Origin of the sequence: Microvirga sp. TS319 (genome assembly GCF_041276405.1) — a bacterium.
Taxonomy (GTDB): domain Bacteria; phylum Pseudomonadota; class Alphaproteobacteria; order Rhizobiales; family Beijerinckiaceae; genus Microvirga.
On record NZ_JBGGGT010000002.1, the window covers coordinates 3857525 to 3875069 of the forward strand.

Annotated in this window: 15 protein-coding genes; 11 read left to right on the forward strand and 4 right to left on the reverse strand. The window is 64.1% G+C overall.

Annotated features, from left to right (window positions below):
* Window positions 1-2019: an AI-2E family transporter gene (locus AB8841_RS27575; protein ID WP_370438922.1), complete on the reverse strand. Its 2019-nt coding sequence runs from the start codon at window positions 2017-2019 to the stop codon at window positions 1-3.
* A 298-nt stretch (window positions 2020-2317) separates the two neighbouring features.
* Between AB8841_RS27575 and AB8841_RS27580 the strand changes: the two genes are divergently transcribed.
* Window positions 2318-3010 carry a dienelactone hydrolase family protein gene (locus tag AB8841_RS27580; RefSeq protein WP_370438923.1) on the forward strand — a complete coding sequence of 231 codons (693 nt, stop codon included), beginning with the start codon at window positions 2318-2320 and terminating at the stop codon, window positions 3008-3010.
* A gap of 145 nt (window positions 3011-3155) precedes the next feature.
* Window positions 3156-5216, forward strand: coding sequence for a M3 family metallopeptidase (locus AB8841_RS27585; protein ID WP_370438924.1), 2061 nt, complete (start codon window positions 3156-3158; stop codon window positions 5214-5216).
* A 548-nt stretch (window positions 5217-5764) separates the two neighbouring features.
* Here AB8841_RS27585 and AB8841_RS27590 read toward each other — a convergent pair.
* The 3 genes from AB8841_RS27590 to AB8841_RS27600 form a co-directional block, all read right to left on the reverse strand.
* A complete protein-coding gene (locus AB8841_RS27590) occupies window positions 5765-6778 on the reverse strand; it encodes an aldose epimerase family protein (protein ID WP_370438925.1) in 1014 nt (337 codons plus the stop codon).
* Between the two features lie 4 nt (window positions 6779-6782).
* On the reverse strand, window positions 6783-7664 hold the full coding sequence (locus AB8841_RS27595) for an SMP-30/gluconolactonase/LRE family protein (protein WP_370438926.1): 882 nt from the start codon (window positions 7662-7664) through the stop codon (window positions 6783-6785).
* Window positions 7665-7742: 78 nt separating this feature from the next.
* Window positions 7743-8936, reverse strand: a complete 1194-nt coding sequence (locus AB8841_RS27600; RefSeq protein ID WP_370438927.1) for an amidase — start codon at window positions 8934-8936, stop codon at window positions 7743-7745.
* Between the two features lie 152 nt (window positions 8937-9088).
* Here AB8841_RS27600 and AB8841_RS27605 point away from each other — a divergent pair, with 152 nt between their 5' ends.
* The 9 genes from AB8841_RS27605 (at window position 9089) to AB8841_RS27645 (ending at window position 17541) form a co-directional block, all read left to right on the forward strand.
* The gene (locus AB8841_RS27605) at window positions 9089-10294 is read left to right on the forward strand and encodes an ABC transporter substrate-binding protein (RefSeq protein ID WP_370438928.1); all 1206 of its coding nucleotides are present in this window, start codon (window positions 9089-9091) and stop codon (window positions 10292-10294) included.
* Window positions 10295-10340: 46 nt separating this feature from the next.
* On the forward strand, window positions 10341-12188 hold the full coding sequence (locus AB8841_RS27610) for an ABC transporter permease (RefSeq protein ID WP_370438929.1): 1848 nt from the start codon (window positions 10341-10343) through the stop codon (window positions 12186-12188).
* Window positions 12185-12961, forward strand: coding sequence for an ABC transporter ATP-binding protein (locus tag AB8841_RS27615; RefSeq protein WP_370438930.1), 777 nt, complete (start codon window positions 12185-12187; stop codon window positions 12959-12961). The genes AB8841_RS27610 and AB8841_RS27615 overlap by 4 nt, the downstream gene beginning before the upstream one ends.
* Window positions 12958-13671, forward strand: a complete 714-nt coding sequence (locus tag AB8841_RS27620) for an ABC transporter ATP-binding protein (RefSeq protein ID WP_370438931.1) — start codon at window positions 12958-12960, stop codon at window positions 13669-13671. Before AB8841_RS27615 ends, AB8841_RS27620 begins: the two co-directional genes overlap by 4 nt.
* Window positions 13672-13803: 132 nt before the next feature.
* Window positions 13804-14118, forward strand: a complete 315-nt coding sequence (locus tag AB8841_RS27625; RefSeq protein ID WP_370438932.1) for a 2Fe-2S iron-sulfur cluster-binding protein — start codon at window positions 13804-13806, stop codon at window positions 14116-14118.
* 172 nt (window positions 14119-14290) lie between these two features.
* Complete coding sequence (locus AB8841_RS27630; RefSeq protein ID WP_370438933.1) at window positions 14291-15334, forward strand: NAD(P)/FAD-dependent oxidoreductase; 1044 nt, start codon at window positions 14291-14293, stop codon at window positions 15332-15334.
* Between the two features lie 85 nt (window positions 15335-15419).
* A complete protein-coding gene (locus AB8841_RS27635) occupies window positions 15420-16658 on the forward strand; it encodes an allantoate amidohydrolase (protein WP_370438934.1) in 1239 nt (412 codons plus the stop codon).
* Window positions 16655-17098, forward strand: coding sequence for a GNAT family N-acetyltransferase (locus AB8841_RS27640; RefSeq protein ID WP_370438935.1), 444 nt, complete (start codon window positions 16655-16657; stop codon window positions 17096-17098). The genes AB8841_RS27635 and AB8841_RS27640 overlap by 4 nt, the downstream gene beginning before the upstream one ends.
* Entirely contained in the window at window positions 17095-17541 is a 447-nt protein-coding gene (locus AB8841_RS27645) for a GNAT family N-acetyltransferase (RefSeq protein WP_370438936.1), read from the forward strand. Before AB8841_RS27640 ends, AB8841_RS27645 begins: the two co-directional genes overlap by 4 nt.
* Window positions 17542-17545: the final 4 nt, after the last annotated feature.

A 17545-nucleotide genomic window follows, 5' to 3' on the forward strand; every position in this document is an offset into this window, starting at 1 on the left:
TCAAGCGGGCAGCGGCAGGCGCTTTCCTGCCGCTGCCACGTTCGCGGCCTTGCCGGTCGTGACGGTCTGCGGAAGCTCCTCCTCGCCAGTGGCGACCTTCAGGCATTGAACCACCGCATCGCGCATCGCGGAGACGTAATAGTCAGCGCCCAGCGTGGCGCGCATGGCCTCGCTCTTCAATACCGCGTCCTCCGCGGGCCACAATCCCACGAGAATGGGCGCCTTTGGCGCCTGCCGTCTCAAGCGTCTCAGAAGATAGCGCAGATGCGCGGGCGTACCGCGGATTTCCAGATAGCTGATGCAGATCATCTGAACGCCGGTCATATCGAGATTATAGATCCCCGAGCGTGAGACGGCCTCGTGCGGCACGAGACGGCTCCCGAGCCCATGCTTGTTCAAAAGCTGAGCCAGCATCTCGGAGGCTGCCTCATCGAGGGGACCCCGCCCTGCGATGCACATGACGGCCCCTTCGGCCTTCCATTCTGCGCCGATCCTGTCCTCATGGGGCATCTCCCCCACGACGGCGGGCTCCTTGATGGCGGGCTTCTCGCTCTGGGGAGAGGCAACCGGCTCATCCCGGGTCTCGTGCGGTGGAGGCTCGATATCCTCATGGCCGCCGAGATCCTGCACGAGCGCCTTGACGACCGCCCGCACCTGATCGAGCTGTCGATGAGTGAGCACGCCGCGCGTGGCATCGTTGGCGGCAAGCTGCAAGCCTCTGAGTGCGACCTCGTCGTAATAGGATGTGAGCGAACGCTCCTTCAGAAGAACCTCCGCCGAGTCCAGCGCCTCGTCGGGATCGCCCGCGAGCATGCGCTGGTAAAGGTTTTCCGCGGGTGTCAAAGCAGGCCTGTCGCCGAGCAGCACGTCGAGAAACTCAAGCCGCTCCACATGACGCCCGAGCACAACGAGGCACAACGTGAGCGGCGTTGCGATCAGCAGCCCTACAGGACCCCAGATCCAGGTCCAGAAGATGGCCGAGATGACGACCGCGAAGGGTGAGAGACCGGTGCTCTGCCCGTAGACGATAGGCTCCACCACCTGTCCCATGAGCGGTTCGCCGATCACGAACAACGCCGCTGCCATGATCGCCATGGACCAGCCGGGATCGACGGCGGCCGCAAGCAGAACCGGCGGCGCCGCCGCAAGGAACGAGCCTATATACGGAACGAAACGCATCAATGCGGCGAAGACGCCCCATAATGCGGGGCTCGGCACTCCAATGACCCACAGGCCGATACCCGCGATCAGGCCGAAGGTGGCATTCAACGCGAGCTGGGTGAGGAAATAGCGGCTGAGACGCCGCGCGCCGTCGTCCATGGCTACCGTCGTCCGGTGCAGATCGCTCGATCCGAAAAGACGGATCATGCGGTCGCGCAGGTCTTCCCGCTGCATGAGGATGAAGACGAGAGCCACGAAGACGATGCCCATGGTTGCGAAAGGCTTGAGCAGGGGCAGCAGGAGGTCGCGAGCAACCTGAAACGGTGTCGGCTCGGGCTGATGAACCTCGACAGGCATCGGCTTTTGTTCCTCGGCCGGAGGCGCGGACGTGCCGGGTGAGGACGGGGCTCCCGCTTCCTGCTGATCGCCGACAGCCCTGTCGAACCGGCGGCCGAAATCGCGGAGCATGTTCGGCAGCTTGCCCAGGCTTCCCTCGCGCAACGAGCCGATCTTTCTCTCGATCGTGGTCTGATAGCGCGGCAGGTCCGAGGCGAGACCGGCGAGCTGAAAGCCGATCACGCCAGCGACGGAGGTAATGATCCCGATAGCCACGAGGACGGCAATGATGACGGACGGCACGCGCCCCAGATGCCATCGCCGCATCAGATCGACAAAAGGAGCGAGCACGAAGGCCAGCAGGATGGCGAGCACCATCGGCAGGAAGACCTCACGGCCCACGTAAAGCCCCGCCAGGACGACGACGCCGACGGCCAGGGTCATCAGTCCGGAGAGCCCCGGAACGCCCGGAGGCTCGATTTCCTGCTCGGGAGGCGGCACTGGATCGGAGGCAGGGCGCATCGTTTCAAGGTCTCTGCTGGCTGCGAGACAATCTCGCGGCTCAGCAGACAACGTGCGGAACCGGCAAAACGATCCTTGGCCGTTGTCAGGCGGGGGAAGATCCCGAAAAGCTGGGACCTTTTGCCATCTGCAACCGCCGCGCCCCACTCCCATCTTGAAGATGATCTCGGTTCATTCCCACGAAGCCCAGTCCCGAAGTCCAGCCCCTATGCCGCTCACGAGACGCAGCCTTCTGGCCGGGGCAGCGCTCGCCGCCTCCCCGTCCCTTCTTCACGCCCAGTAGGATTCATTCCACGCGATGCCAGTTCAGGAAAAGCGCAACACCTTCACCAGCGGCGGCAAGACCATTGCCGTGGACACGTTTCAAACCTCGAAAGCGGGGCAGCAACCGTCCGTGCTGATGCTGCATGGCGCAGACGGCTTGAGCTACAACAATCAATATCGCGAAGGCGCGCGGGGCGTCGCCGCATCAGGTTACCAGGTCCATCTCGTCCACTACCTTGACCGCACCGGCGAGAGACGGGCCTCTTTCGCCACGATTTTCCAAAACTTCAAGCCTTGGATGGACACGGTGGAGGATGCGCTCACCTTCGCGACCACCTATCCCGGTGCGGATGCGAACCGGATCGGGATCATCGGCATTTCGCTCGGCGCGGCCCTCGGCCTTGCGGTCTCCTCGACGGACCGGCGGGTCAAGACTCTGGTCAACTACTTCGGGCCCCTGCCTCAGGGCGCCATCGCCACCACGCCGCGCCTTCCCCCGACGCTGGTCCTGCACGGCTCGGCCGACCCGATCGTGCCGGTGGCGAACGCTTACGCAGTGGAGGCGCTGCTTCGGCAGCAGAACGTGCCGCACGAGGTGAAGGTCTATCCCGGCCAGGGCCATGGCTTCCGAGGCGCCGCCGAGAAGGATGCCATGCACAGAGCGCTTGCTTTTCTGCGCCGCTATCTGACCGGCGCCGACACCGCACCTCTTCCGATAGGCGGCTGAGGCTTCTACAGCATCGGGTGTTAAATCGAACCCACATACGATGCTCCCCTTGCTTGAGCATCTTTTCACGCAAAACCGGTTCCCACTTTTGCGTTCGATGCTCTAAGACTTGGAACAGAAAACGATCAGGCGGAGCACCTCAACGATGGCGTCCAACGCGAACCTCTCGGGCAATCCTCTCCTTGCTGCCTGGAATACTCCCTTCGGCATTCCCCCCTTCGAAAACATTGCGCCTGAGCATTACAGACCGGCCTTCGATCGGGCCCTGGCCGAACAGCAAGCCGAGATCGCGGACATTGCCGAGAGCGAGGCAGCTCCCACCTTCGTCAACACGATCGAGGCTCTGGAGCGGAGCGGCGCGACGCTCAAGCGGGTAGGCGGCGTGTTCTTCAATCTCGCAGGCTCCCATACGAACGAGGCGATCCAGGCCGTCGAGCGCGAGATGGCACCGATTCTTGCCAAGCACCGCAACAGCATCTTCATGAACGAGGCGCTCTACAGGCGCGTCGCGGCCCTCTATGAGCAGCGCGAGACCCTCGGCCTGAATGGCGAGCAGGCACGGGTGCTCGACCGCTATCATACGATCTTCGTGCGGGCCGGGGCCAAGCTCGGCCCCAACGAGAAGAAGCGCCTCGCCGCCATTACGGAGCGTCTTGCGAGCCTCGGCACGCAATTCTCCCAGAATGTGCTCGCCGACGAGAAGTCCTATCAGCTCGTGCTGGAGGGTGAAGAGGATCTCGCAGGTCTTCCCTCCTTTCTGCGCGAAGCCGCGGCACAGGCTGCGGAAGAACGCGGCCTGAAGGGCAAGCACGTCATCACCCTCTCACGCTCCAGCATCGAGCCGTTTCTGCAGTTTTCCAGGAGGCGCGATCTGCGCGAGCAGGCCTTCAAGGCCTGGGCGTCGCGCGGCGACAACAACGGTCCGACGGACAACAAGGCGATCATCGCCGAGATGGCGGCGCTTCGCGTCGAGCGCGCGAGGCTGCTGGGTCACAAGACCTTCGCCGATTTCAAGCTGTCCGACACCATGGCGAAGACTCCGGACGCGGTGCTGAAGCTTCTCAACGATGTATGGAGCCCCGCCCGCGCCCGTGCGGAGGCCGAGCGGGACGATCTGCAGGCACTCGCCCAGGCTCAAGGCGACAATATCGTGATCGAGCCGTGGGATTGGCGCTTCTATGCGGATCAGGTGCGGATGGCCCGTCACAATCTCGACGAAGCGACGATCAAGCCGTATTTCCGGCTCGACCGGATCATCGAAGCTGCCTTCGAGACGGCGCACCGGCTCTTCGGCCTGAGCTTCCGGGAATTGGAGGATTTCCCGAAATACCATCCCGATATCCGCGCCTGGCAGGTGCTCGATGCGGACGGCGCCCCTATCGGCACCTTCATCGGCGATTACTTCGCGCGCTCCTCCAAGCGCAGCGGCGCCTGGATGAGTGCCTTCCGGTCGCAGGAGAAGCTCACAGGCGACGTGCGGCCCATCATCGTGAACGTGATGAACTTCGCGAAGGGCGGAGCGGGGGAGCCGTCCCTGCTCAGCTTCGATGACGCGCGCACGCTCTTCCATGAATTCGGTCATGGCTTGCACGGGCTTCTCTCGAACGTGACCTATCCGCTCCTCGCGGGCACATCCGTTTCGACGGATTTCGTGGAGTTGCCGTCGCAGCTCTTCGAGCATTGGCTATCGCAGCCCGAGATCCTTCGCGGCTATGCCACTCATTACCGGACCGGCGAGCCGATGCCGGAGGAACTGCTCGAGCGCCTGATGGCGGCGAGAAACTTCAATCAGGGTTTCGCCACGGTGGAGTATCTGGCGTCCGCCTTCGTCGATCTCGAGCTGCATCGCCGCAAGGACGTAACGGATCTCGACATTAGTGCCTTCGAGAAGGACACGCTGAATAAGATCGGCATGCCGCGCGAAATCATCATGCGCCATCGCACACCTCATTTCACCCACGTGTTCTCGGGCGACGGCTATTCCTCGGGCTATTACAGCTATCTCTGGTCTGAGGTTCTGGACGCGGATGCCTTCATGGCGTTCGAGGAGACCGGGGATGCCTTCAACGAGGAAATGGCCGAGAAGCTCAAACGCTTCATCTATTCCGCCGGAAATCTTCGCGATCCGGCTGAAGCCTACACGGCATTCCGGGGACGTCTGCCGACCGCAGACGCGCTCTTGGCCAAGCGCGGGCTGGCGGCTTAAGGCTCGACGGTCGGGATGCGAAACGATGCGCTCTTTCCAAGAAGGGAGCATCGGATGGGGTCCCAAAAGTGCAAATCCACTTTTGGGTCCGAGGCTCTAGACCAGATCGGGCATAAACTGCTTCGGTCGGCTGGACAGGCGGAAATGCATCCGGACGTTCTGGGGGAGGCGTCTCGACGGGGCAGCTTCCCTCGGCTCCGTCGGGGCGACAGGCACTGGGCGCAATACGCTCAAGAGGAAAGCCATTCCTTGAGGATCGTTTTCGAGGGCTTTCGCATCGAGCACAGGCATAGGGAGCATCCCCTTCGTGGTTGGTGTTTTTCTTGTACGCAACGCCGCAGGGAAAAACGGCCGACACGAAGTGAAGTTCCCGTAGCGCATCGTGCGGAAAAGTGGACCCGGTTTTCCGCTCAAACGATGCGCTCTTTCCAGGAAGGAAGCATCGTGCGGAAAAGTGGACCCGGTTTTCCGCGCAAACGATGCGCTTCTCTAGGAGGAAGCATCGGATTCAATCCCAAAAGTGGATTCCACTTTTCACGTCCGATGCTCTAGCTTGAGAACCTCAACTCGCTGACTTGGTTTGAAACCTGCCCCGGTTCCAGAATTGACGATGGAAAATGGGCTTTATTGGGGCTGTCGGGAAATCTCTGGGGCTCCAGGCAAAGACCCGCATGAGGCCGGTATTGTGCACCGTTCAGGCCTGGAACCGGCATCCTGATCAGGTGTCCGTCATAGAACTGCAGGCCAGGCTCCGTCGTCCAGAGCTCCATTTTCAGGCCGTTTCTCAAGGAGGCGAGCGTCGCAGCCTGACGGAGTACCCCATAAGGGCCTCGCAACACGAAGTTCGTGTCGTAGAGTGCCGGCTCCGGCATGAACTCCGCCGCGCCGATCGGCCTTGATGTCGTGAAGTCGTATGGCGTGTCCGCCACGCGCCTGATCTCTCCGGTTGGGATGAGATCCGGATGTGTCGGAGTGATGTAATCGCCTGCGATCATCAGATCGTGGGACAGAATGTCGGCGCTGCCGTCGAGATTGAAATAGCCGTGCGTGGTGAGATTGACCGGGGTCGGCCGGTCTGTCGTGGCCGTGAGTTCGATCCTTACGGTCGATGAAGCCAGAAGGCTGTAGGTACAGGTGGCGACGAGACGTCCGGGATAGCCCATGTCGCCATCCTCGGAAACGAGGCTCAAGGTGACGCTGGACGGCCTCTGCTCGATGATGCTCCACAGCCGCGTTCCGAAGCCCATGACGCCACCGTGGAGCTGATTGATTCCCTCGTTGGCATTGAGCCTGTAGGTCCGGTCCCCCAGGGTGAACCGCGCTTTCCCGATGCGGTTTGCATAGCGGCCGACGATGGCGCCGAAATAGGGGGAATGGGCGATATAGTCCTCGATGGTATTCAACCCCAGGAGCACGCTCTGCGGCCCCATGGGAGTGGGCACGACGAGGTCGCGGATCACGGCGCCCCAGGTCAGCACCCGCATTTCGCCTCCGTCGGGACCGGTCAGCGTGATCTGCAGAACGTCCTCTCCCTCCGCAGACCCGAACCGTTCGATCGCCATGATCTCACCCCTGGAAAATGTTGGCCTTCAGCCCGCGGATGCCGCCGGTCTCGACCCTGAAGAGATGGCCCGCCATGGGATCCACGTGAGGATCGTGCCCGACGGAGGCCGTGGTGATGTAGAGCGCGGTGAGATCAGGACCGCCGAAAGCGCATTTGGTCACCTGGGCGGTCGGCACCGGCACGGTGCGCTCGACCGACCCATCGGGCGCGAAGCGCGTGATGCGCGAGCCGCCCCAGTGACAGACCCACACATAGCCTTCCGCATCCACGGCCATGCCGTCCGGGTGCCCCCACCCTTCCTCGAAATGCACGAATCGCCGCCGCCCGCCGGCCTGCCCGTTATCGACGTCATAGGCATAGATCATGCCGTTCACCGTGTCGGTGGCATACAGCGTCTGCCCGTCCGGGCTGAAGGCGGGGCCGTTGGTGACGGTGAAGCCGGACTGGAATTCGGTGAGTTCCTTGCCGTCCCAGCGCCAGAAGGAGCCGCTCTCATCCGACTCGTCGTCGTCCATGGTGCCGAAATAGATCGCCCCGTCCGGTCCCACATAACCGTCGTTGATGCGATTGCCCGGCTTGTCCTTCTCAGGCGCGATGACGGGCTCGGCCTCCCTCGTCTTCAGATTGAAGCGTCCGAGCCCCGATTTGAAGCCTGCGATCACCACATCGGGGTCGGGCGTCAACGCAATGAAGCCGATGCGTTCGGGGGCCACAACGCATGAGTGCTCGTTCGTCTCCGGGTGGTAGCGCCAGACGGCCGGGTTCTTGATATCGACCCAGAACAGGGTGTTCGAGCGATCGTCCCACACGGGTCCTTCGCCGAGCAGGCAGGCGCTGGCGACCGCCACATGGGGCATGTGAGGGTGGACGATGGGATTGGTCATGATGTCCCCTTTTTCAGATCGGCCTGCCAGCCGGCAACGGTGCCTGTCGGTAACGAGGACAAGGCAGGCACGGTTCAATCATGCGAACGCTCCGTCCGCGATCCGGCGCGCCAGGCTCACGAGGCTCAGATCGGAACCGGCCGGCCCCATGAGCGATAGCCCGAGCGGCGCGCCCTGCCGGGAGGCAAGCGGGATCGACACCTGCGGCAGGCCGGAGAGCACCGACAGGCAGAGCAGGTTCAGCGCCTTGTTGCGATAGTCGTTGAGCGTGTCGTCGGTCTCGGAGAGGAGCGGCGCCACATCCGGCATGGTCGGCAGGACGAGCACCGTATTCTGTGCCAGGAGGGCATTGAAGCGAGCCCGGAAGGCGCTGCGGATCACCTGAGCTTCGGTCACCTGCGAATCGGTAACGGCCTTCGAGAACTCGAACCGGTCGGCGACCCCCGGTCCCAGGGGCGGATGATAGCGCTCGATCATGGGCCCGTCGATGCCCCAGGCCTCCCGGCTCTGGATGTAGCGCATGGCCCAGTAGAGGGAGGTGAACCCCTCGGTGGCGACGGTCACGGTCTCGGGCGCGCCGAGCACCGCTTCGACCTGATGGGCGGCCGGAGCCAGGGCATCCTTCACGTCCTGGCCGAGAAGCCCGAACGCATCCTTCGCCAGAAGAACGGCGGGGTCGGAGGAGAGCGGATTGCTGTCGGCGCCGAGCAGAACTTCGCCGACCCGCACGAAGGTGGCACCGTCGCGGGTGAAATAACCGCATGTATCGAAGGACGGGGCGAGATCGTGACAGAGTTCCAGGCTCACCCGGCCATGGGTCGGGCGGATTCCGAAGAGGCCGCAATGGCTCGCCGGAGCGCGCACGGAACCGCCCGTATCCGTCCCGAGGGCGAAATCGCACAGGCCGTTGGAGACGGCCGCCGCCGAACCCGAGGACGACCCGCCGGGGATGCGATCGGGTGCGCCGCCGTTCACGGGCGTCCCGAAATGAGCGTTCTTGCCGCTCATGGAGAAGGCGAGCTCATCGGTGATCGTCTTGCCCACGAGGCGTGCCCCCGCGTCGAGGAGCCTCTGCACGGTCGGCGCGGTGCGGGTCTTGATCCCCGACATCGCCAGCATGTGGGGAGACCCGCAGCTGGTCGGATAGCCTGCGACATCGAACAGGTCCTTGGCCGCGAAGGTCAGCCCGGACAGGGAGCCGCGCTCCGTCTGAGGCACGGGGACGGCCGGGTAAGGCATGAAGGCGCGGGCGGGATCGGCATCGAGAAGCATAGCGTCACGGCAAATGAGGAACGGGACAGAGAATGTGTCATTCCTCTCCCGGAACATGCAAGGTATGAATCCGGTAACCTTGGCAGTTTGGCCTTTCTTCGGGTAGCGAAAGACCCTACATCCAGGCCGATCCTCGAGACAGGAACCGCACAATGACGAAGGCATCGATGACCCGCTGGCTAGCCCTTGGATTGGCTCTCGCGCTCTCCGGCCCGGCGGTCCAGGCACAGCCGGCCCCCATCAAGCTCGGCGAGCTCAACTCCTATGCGCGCTGGGCCGCCTTCACGGTACCTTACCGCAACGGGTGGCAGATGGCGCTGGACGAGATCAACGCCAAGGGCGGCGTGCTCGGCCGCAAGCTCGAAATCGTCTCCCGCGACGACGGGGCGACCACGGGCGATGCCACCCGCGTCGCCGACGAACTGGTCAATCGCGAGGGCGTGTCCCTGCTGTTCGGATCCTTCCAGTCGAATGTCGGCATCGCCATGGCGGATTACGCCAACCAGAAGAAGATCCTCTACATCGCCGCCGAGCCGCTGACCGATGCCATCACCATGGCCCAGGGCAACCGGTACACCTTCCGTATCCGCCCCAGCAACTACATGCAGGTCGGCATGCTGGTGGACCGCGCGAAGGCATCCGGCGCGAAGCGCTGGGCCATCGTCGCGCCGAACTACGAATACGGCCAATCGGCGGCGGAAGTGTTCAAGCGCCTCATCAAGGAGCGTGTGCCGGGGGCCGAGATCGTCGCCGAGCAGTATCCGGCACTCGGGAAGATCGAGGCGGGCTCCACCGTCTCGGCATTGGAGCAGGCCAAGCCCGACGGCATCTTCAACGTGCTCTTCGGCCCGGACCTCACGCAATTCGTGCGCGAGGGCAACACGCGCGGCCTCTTCGAAGGCGCGACGGTGCTCTCGCTCCTCACGGGCGAGCCCGAATGGCTGCTGCCGCTGAAGGATGAGGTTCCGGAGGGATGGACGGTCACCGGCTATCCCTGGGACGAGATCACCGATCCCAAGCACAAGGCCTTCGTCGATGCTTATCGGGCGAAATTCAAGGACACGCCGCGACTCGGCTCGCTCCTGGGCTACATGGTGGTCTACATGATCCGCGACACCATCGAGCGCGCGGGCTCGGTCGACACCGACGCCATGATCAAAGCGCTCGAAGATGCGAAATTCGACACGGTCATCGGCCCCGTCACCATGCGCGGCATCGACAACCAGGCCTCCATGGGCGCCTGGGTCGGCAAGCTCGTGCTCAAGGGCGCGAATGGCGGCATGACGGATTGGACCTACCAGGACGGCACGTCCTTCATGCCGAGCGAAGCCGAGGTGAAGGCTGCCCGCAAGGACTGACGGATTGACGCCAGAGCGCGAACGGCACCCGTTGAGAGAGTAGGACATGGACCCTTCCTTCCTGGCCATTCAGGCTCTCAACGGGCTGTCCAGCGCATCGTCCCTCTTCATCACCGCCTGCGGTCTCACGATCGTTTTCGGCGTCACGCGGATCGTGAACTTCGCGCATGGTTCGCTCTACATGATCGGCGCCTACACGGCCGCGACGCTCGTGCCGCGGCTGCTCGAACTCTCCTTCGGCCCCCTTGCCTTCTGGGCCGGCATCCTGGCCTCCGCCATCGTCGTCGGGCTGATCGGCGTGCTGATCGAAGTGCTGCTCCTGCGCCGGATCTATGGCGCGCCGGAACTCTTCCAGCTGCTTGCCACCTTCGGTGTCGTGCTCGTGGTGCAGGACGTCACGATCCTGATTTTCGGCCCCGAGGACATCCTCGGCCCGCGGGCGCCGGGCCTTCGCGCCCCGGTCGAGATCCTCGGCCGGCGGTTTCCATCCTACGAGCTCGTGCTGATCGCAGCCGGCCCCATCGTGCTGGGCCTGATCTGGTTCCTGCTGCGCAGGACGCGATTCGGGATCCTGGTGCGGGCAGCCACGCAGGATCGCGAGATGATCGCGGCCCTCGGCGTGAACCAGGCGCTGCTTTTCACCGGCACGCTCTTTCTCGGCGCATTCTTGGCGGGGCTGGGCGGCGCATTGCAGATCCCGCGCGTGTCGGCTCATGCGGGCATGGACCTTTCGATCATCGCGGAAGCCTTCGTCGTCACCGTCGTCGGCGGCATGGGCAGCGTACCCGGCGCTTTCCTGGCGGCGCTCGTCATCGGCGAGTTGCAGGCCTTCGGCATCCTGATCTTTCCCAAGAGCACGCTGGTCGTGGTGTTCCTGCTCATGGCGGTCGTTCTCGCAATCCGCCCCTACGGATTCTTCGGCCGTCCCGAGGTGATCGGGGGCACGCACGCAGTCGGCATCGCAAGCCGCGAGCGACCGCCTTACGCGATACCGGCTGCCATCGGGGCCATCGGCATTCTCGCGGCCCTTCCCCTGATCGGCGACGCCTATATGCTGAAGGTCGCCACCGAGATCCTGATTTTCGCACTCTTCGCCTTCAGCCTGCAGCTTCTCATCGGGGTCGGCGGCCTCGTGAGCTTCGGCCATGCGGCATTCTTCGGCCTGGGCGCATACGGTGCCGCGCTCGCCGTGAAATGGTTCGCCTTTCCCATGGAGGCGGCGCTGCCTGCGGGCCTGCTGCTTGCGGCTCTCGGCGCAGCCGTCATCGGCGCGTTCGTCGTGCGGTTGTCCGGCATCTATCTTGCCATGATGACTCTTGCCGCCGCGCAGATCGTCTTTGCCGTTGCCTTTCAATGGGTGGATGTGACCGGAGGCGACAACGGCATCGTCGGGGTCTGGCCTCCCGCCTGGGCGAGCGGACAGACAGCCTATTATCTCTTCACGCTCGCTCTCACGGCCATCGTGGCTCTCTTGCTGACGCGCGTCATCAACGCTCCCTTCGGCTATGCGCTGCGCGCCGCGCGCGACTCCGAGGCGCGTGCCGAGGCCATCGGGCTCAACATCCGAGGTCATCGTTGGCTCGCCTTCACCCTCGCGGGCGCAGCCGCGGGCCTCGCCGGCGGGATCTATGCGTTCTCGCGCGGCTCGGTGGATCCGACGCTGCTCGGCATTCCCACGTCGGTCGATGCGCTGACCATGCTGCTTATCGGCGGCATTCAGACGATCTCCGGCCCGCTCGTCGGCGCAGGCGTTCTGCACGTGCTGCGCGACCAGATCATGCCGCTCACGACCCTCTGGCGCCTGTTTCTCGGCTTGAGCATCATCGCGATCGTGCTCGTTTTCCCGCGCGGCATCGTGGGCACTCTTCGCGCATGGGGGGAGGAGCCGGCATGACCCTCCTGTCCGTCCAGCATTTGGGCAAGTCCTTCGGCGGCGTGGCGGCCGCGAGGGATGTGAGCTTCACGCTCGAACGCGGCGAGATGCTCGCCATCATCGGCCCCAATGGAGCCGGCAAGTCGACCGTCTTCAATATGGTCGGCGGGCAACTGCGCCCCGACCGGGGCGCCGTGATGCTCGACGGCCAGAACATCACCGCCGCCTCGCCGCAGAAACGCTTCAGGCTCGGCGTCGGACGCACCTTCCAGGTTGCGCAGACCTTCCTGTCCATGAGCGTGGCGGAGAACGTGCAGATGGCGCTCGTCAGTCACCGTCGTGAAAGCGAGGCGCTGTGGGGTCCGGCCCGTGACCGATATCGCGAAGAGGCCATGGACCTGCTGGCGCAGGTCGGCATGGCCGAGATTGCGGATCGCCCCTGCTCCGCTCTGGCCTATGGCGACGTGAAGCGCGTGGAGCTTGCCGTGGCGCTGGCCGGCAAGCCGAAACTGCTGCTCATGGACGAACCCACGGCCGGCATGGCGGCGCGCGAAAGAGCCGACCTCATGGATCTCACCGCCTCCATTGCGGACGCGGCAGGCATCGGCGTCCTCTTCACCGAACACGACATGGATGTGGTATTCGGCCATGCGGAACGCGTGATCGTGCTCGTGCGCGGCCTGATCATCGCCACGGGATCGCCGGAGGACATCCGGCAGAACCCGGACGTGCGGCGCGCCTATCTCGGCGACGCTCATGCGGTGGAACGGCCGAAAGGATTGAGCCCCGCATGAGCGAGCCGCTTCTGGAAATCTGGAATCTCACCGCATCCTATGGCCGTGCTCAGGTGCTGTTCGGCCTGACGTTCCGGCTGCATCCGGGTGAGGTCCTGGCGCTGGTCGGCCGCAATGGCGCCGGGAAGACCACGACCTTGAAGGCCATCATGGGCCTCGTGCCCGCGACCGCTCAGCAAGCAAGCTTCAAGGGACACTCGCTCTCCCATCTGCCGACCTACAGGATCGCCCGCCTGGGCCTCGGCTATGTGCCCGAGGACAGGCGCATCTTCACGGACCTGACCGTGGAGGAGAACCTGGAGGCGGGCCGGAAGGAGACCGGCTCCGGCCGCTCGCCCTGGACGCCGGAGCGACTTTTCCGGCTTTTTCCCAATCTCGCCGAGATGCGCGGGCGGCGCGGAAACCAGATGTCCGGGGGAGAGCAGCAGATGCTGGCCATCGCCCGCACCCTGATGGGCAATCCGGACGCCATTCTCCTGGACGAACCGTCCGAGGGGATCGCGCCCGTGATCGTTCAGATGATGGCCGAGGCGATACGGACCATGAAGGCCGAGGGCGTGGCCGTGCTTCTGTCCGAGCAGAACTGGGCCTTTGCCGCCGGGATCAGCGACCGGGCCATGGTGATCGAGCGCGGGGAAATGCGCTTCCAGGGCGACATGGCCGAGCTGATCGCCGACGAGGCCCTGAGAGCGGAGACGCTCGGGGTCTAGAGGCCGCTTCGCTTCAGCCGACAATCGAGGCCCTAAGCCATTGACGCGACGGGCCGAAAGGTCGATATCCAGCCCAACCGGCGCGGGCTCCCGCGCCTTTTCCCCGACTTTACGCGAAGGAACTCCCGCTTCATGGGCGTCATCCATGTGACCGACCGGGCCGGCCAGCGCCATACCCTCGAGGCCATCGAGGGCTGGCGGGTGATGGAGATCATCCGGGATTGGGGCCTGCCCATCGAAGGTCTGTGCGGCGGAGCCTGCGAGTGCGCCACCTGCCACGTCTTCGTGGACGAGCAATGGCTGGACAAGCTCTATCCGCCCACCGAGGAGGAGGAGGATCAGCTCGACACGGTGGTCACGAAGCCTAATTCCCGCCTGTCCTGCCAGATCATCTGGACCCCCGAGCTCGACGGCCTGGAGGTCACTCTCGCGCCGACGGGGAACTGATCGTCGCAAGCATTGTCAGGGCAAGCGGACACCGGTTCGCCGCCCGAAATGCGCCAAGTAAGACCGGCTGAGCGGATGAGGATCCGCCGGATCCTCATCCGCTCAGCCTGCCGCATTGCCAAGACCCTGAAGACCGTGCTTTTCGGAAGCGGTCTCTCGAAGGAGCCTGTTCATGACCGACCATATCGAAACGGACGTCGTCATCATCGGTGCCGGGCCCGTGGGCCTGTTCGCCGTGTTCGAGCTGGGCCTCCTCGATATCAAATGTCACCTGATCGACATCCTGCCGAAGGTCGGCGGCCAATGCGCCGAGCTCTATCCGGAGAAGCCGATCTACGACATTCCCGGCTTTCCCATGGTCACGGGCCAGGGCCTCGTCGACAACCTCATGGCGCAGATCGAGCCGTTCCACCCGACCTTCCACCTCAACGAAATGGTGGAGAGCCTGGAATCCATCGGCACGCCGGAAGCGCCGCGCTTTCGCGTGAAGACCTCGGAAAACGGCACGACCTTCGAGTGCAAGGCCGTCATCATCGCGGCGGGCGGCGGCTCGTTCCAGCCCAAGAAACCGCCGATCGACGGAATCGAGTCCTATGAGGGGACCGGCGTCTACTATGCCGTGCGCAAGATGGAGATGTTCCGGAACAAGAGAGTGCTGATCGTCGGCGGCGGCGATTCCGCCCTCGATTGGACCGTGAACCTGCAGCCCATCGCCAAGCGCCTTACCCTCCTCCACCGCCGCGACGCCTTCCGGGCCGCTCCGCATACGGTGGAGAAGATGCGCTCCCTCGTGGCTTCCGGAGACATGGATCTGCATCTCGGCCAGGTGAGCGCCCTGAAGGGCGACGCGCCCGTGCTGGAAGGCGCGGTCATCCGCAAGGACGACGGCTCCGAGCTCAGGGTGGATTGCGACGTGATGCTACCCTTCTTCGGCCTCACCATGAAGCTCGGCCCCATCGCCGATTGGGGCCTGAACCTCCATGAGAACCTGGTCCCGGTCGATACGGAGAAGTTCGAGACCAACGTTCCCGGCATCTTCGCCATCGGCGACATCAACACCTATCCGGGCAAGCTGAAGCTCATTCTCTCCGGCTTCCACGAGGGTGCGCTGGCGGCCCAGAAGGTGCACCGCTACGTGTATCCCGAGAAGAAACTGCTCTTCCAATACACCACGTCCTCGACGAGCCTGCAGAAGAAGCTCGGCGTCGCGGCTTGAACGACGGCCCTCGGGCAGTCGTCAGGCGCTCCGGAACGGGCCCTTCCCTCTTGCGAAACCGGCCCGTTCCTGAAACTCTGTTCCCATGACACACCAAACGGATCTCCCGCTCGGCCGACGCGTGATGGCCATGATCGAGGACCTGGCCCAGCATACGGACGAGGTCGGGCGCCTGACGCGCCTCTATCTCTCGCCCGCCCACCGCGCCGCGGCCGACGCGACGCTGGCATTCATGCGCGAGGCCGGGCTCAGCGCCCATATCGACGCCCTCGGGTCCGTCGTCGGGCGCCTGGAAGGTGCCCATCCTGACGCTCCTGCCCTGCTCATCGGCTCTCATATCGACACCGTCGTGGATGCGGGCCGCTACGACGGCAATCTGGGTGTGGTGCTCGGCATCGTCGTCGTTGGAGCCCTGAAGGCCGCAGGGATCACGCCGGCCTGCCCCATCGAGGTCGTGGCTTTCGGGGACGAGGAGAATGTCCGCTTTCCCACCAATCTCTCGACATCCCATGCCCTTGCCGGCCATTTCGAGCCGACCTGGCTCGACGGCACCGATACGGGCGGCATTTCGCTTCGCGACGCGCTGATCGCATTCGGCGGCGATCCTCTCGGAATCGCGGCCCTTGCCCGTGACCCCGCGCGCTGTCGCGGCTATCTCGAAGTCCATATCGAGCAGGGCCCGCAGCTCGAGGCCGGCAACCTTCCCGTCGGCATCGTATCCGCCATCAACGGCATCACGCGCGCCCGTGCCCATGTGATCGGCGAGGCGGGGCATGCCGGCACCGTGCCCATGACCATGCGCCGCGATGCTCTGGCGGCGGTCGCCGAGATGATCGGCATCGTGGAGCGCGCGAGCTCGACGCGGACCGACACCGTAGCGACCGTCGGGGTGGCGCAGGTGCAGCCGGGGGCCATCAACGTCATCCCGGCCCGGGTCGACTTTACGCTCGATGCCCGCTCGTCGGACGATGCCGTGCGCCGGGCATTGGTGCAGGACATCGTGACCGAATGCGAAGCCGCCGCTCAGCGGCGGGGCGTATCGTTCACGATCGAACCCTTCATGGAATCGCCCGCGACTCCCATGGACAAGCATCTTGCGGAGCATCTGGAAGAAGCCGTGAGACACGCCGGTATCGTCCCGATGCGCCTTGCCTCCGGGGCCGGCCACGATGCGGTGGCCATGGCCAGTCTCTGCCCGTCGGCGATGCTCTTCGTGCGCTGCAAGGGCGGCATCAGCCACAACCCGGCCGAGTCGATCACGGTCGAGGACGCGGACGTTGCGGCCCGTGTCCTTCTCGATGCCGTCAGAAGGATCGTTGCTTGAACTACCACGTTGAGCTTCTCGCCAAGCCGCACAAGATCGTTCGCCAGATCATCCTCAACGGCCTGTCCGACTTCAACCGGACAGCCCTGATGCCGGATCTTGAGATCGAGGATGTGGCCATCGTGATCCGCCATGGCGAGTCCAGGGAGATCCTGGGCGGATTGTGGGGCCGTACGGGCTGGGAATGGCTCACGATCGAATACGTCTTCGTGCCCGAGGACTTGCGCGGTCAGGGGCTCGCGACGCGTCTGATCGCGATGGCGGAAGACGAGGCCGCCGCGCGCGGCTGCCATTCCGCATGGCTCGACACGCTCAACCGGGACGCGCTCAAGCTCTATGAGCGGCTGGGATACGAGCGCTTCGGCGAGTTGGCGGATTTTCCGAAGGGCGGAAGCCGCTTCTTCCTGCAGAAAAAGCTGAAGGAAACCGCTTTGCCATGACGCCCGAGAAAGCGATGCCTGCGTTGGAGATCATCGATGGCAAGGAAGAAGGTTTTCATCGGACGATCTTCAATGGCTATTGTGCCTTCAATGCAAAGTTCTTCCCTGATAGGCCGGCTGGCCAGGAACTTGCGATTGCCTTGCGCGACCCGCAAACAGGCAAGGCGATCGGCGGCCTGACCGGCCATATCTCAGGTGGATGGCTTGTCATTGAGCTGTTCTTCGTGCCGGATGAGTTTCGCGATTTAGGTCTTGCCACACGGCTAATTACGAAGGCGGAGGAGGAAGCCATCAGACAGGGCTGCCATTCCGCCCGGCTCGACACGCACAACCCGAAAGCGATGCATCTTTGTCAACGCCTCGGCTATGCTGTGTTCGGCGAACTCGATGACTGTCCCGTCCGCTACAGCCGCACTCTCTATCTGCGGAAGAAACTCGGCTGAACGT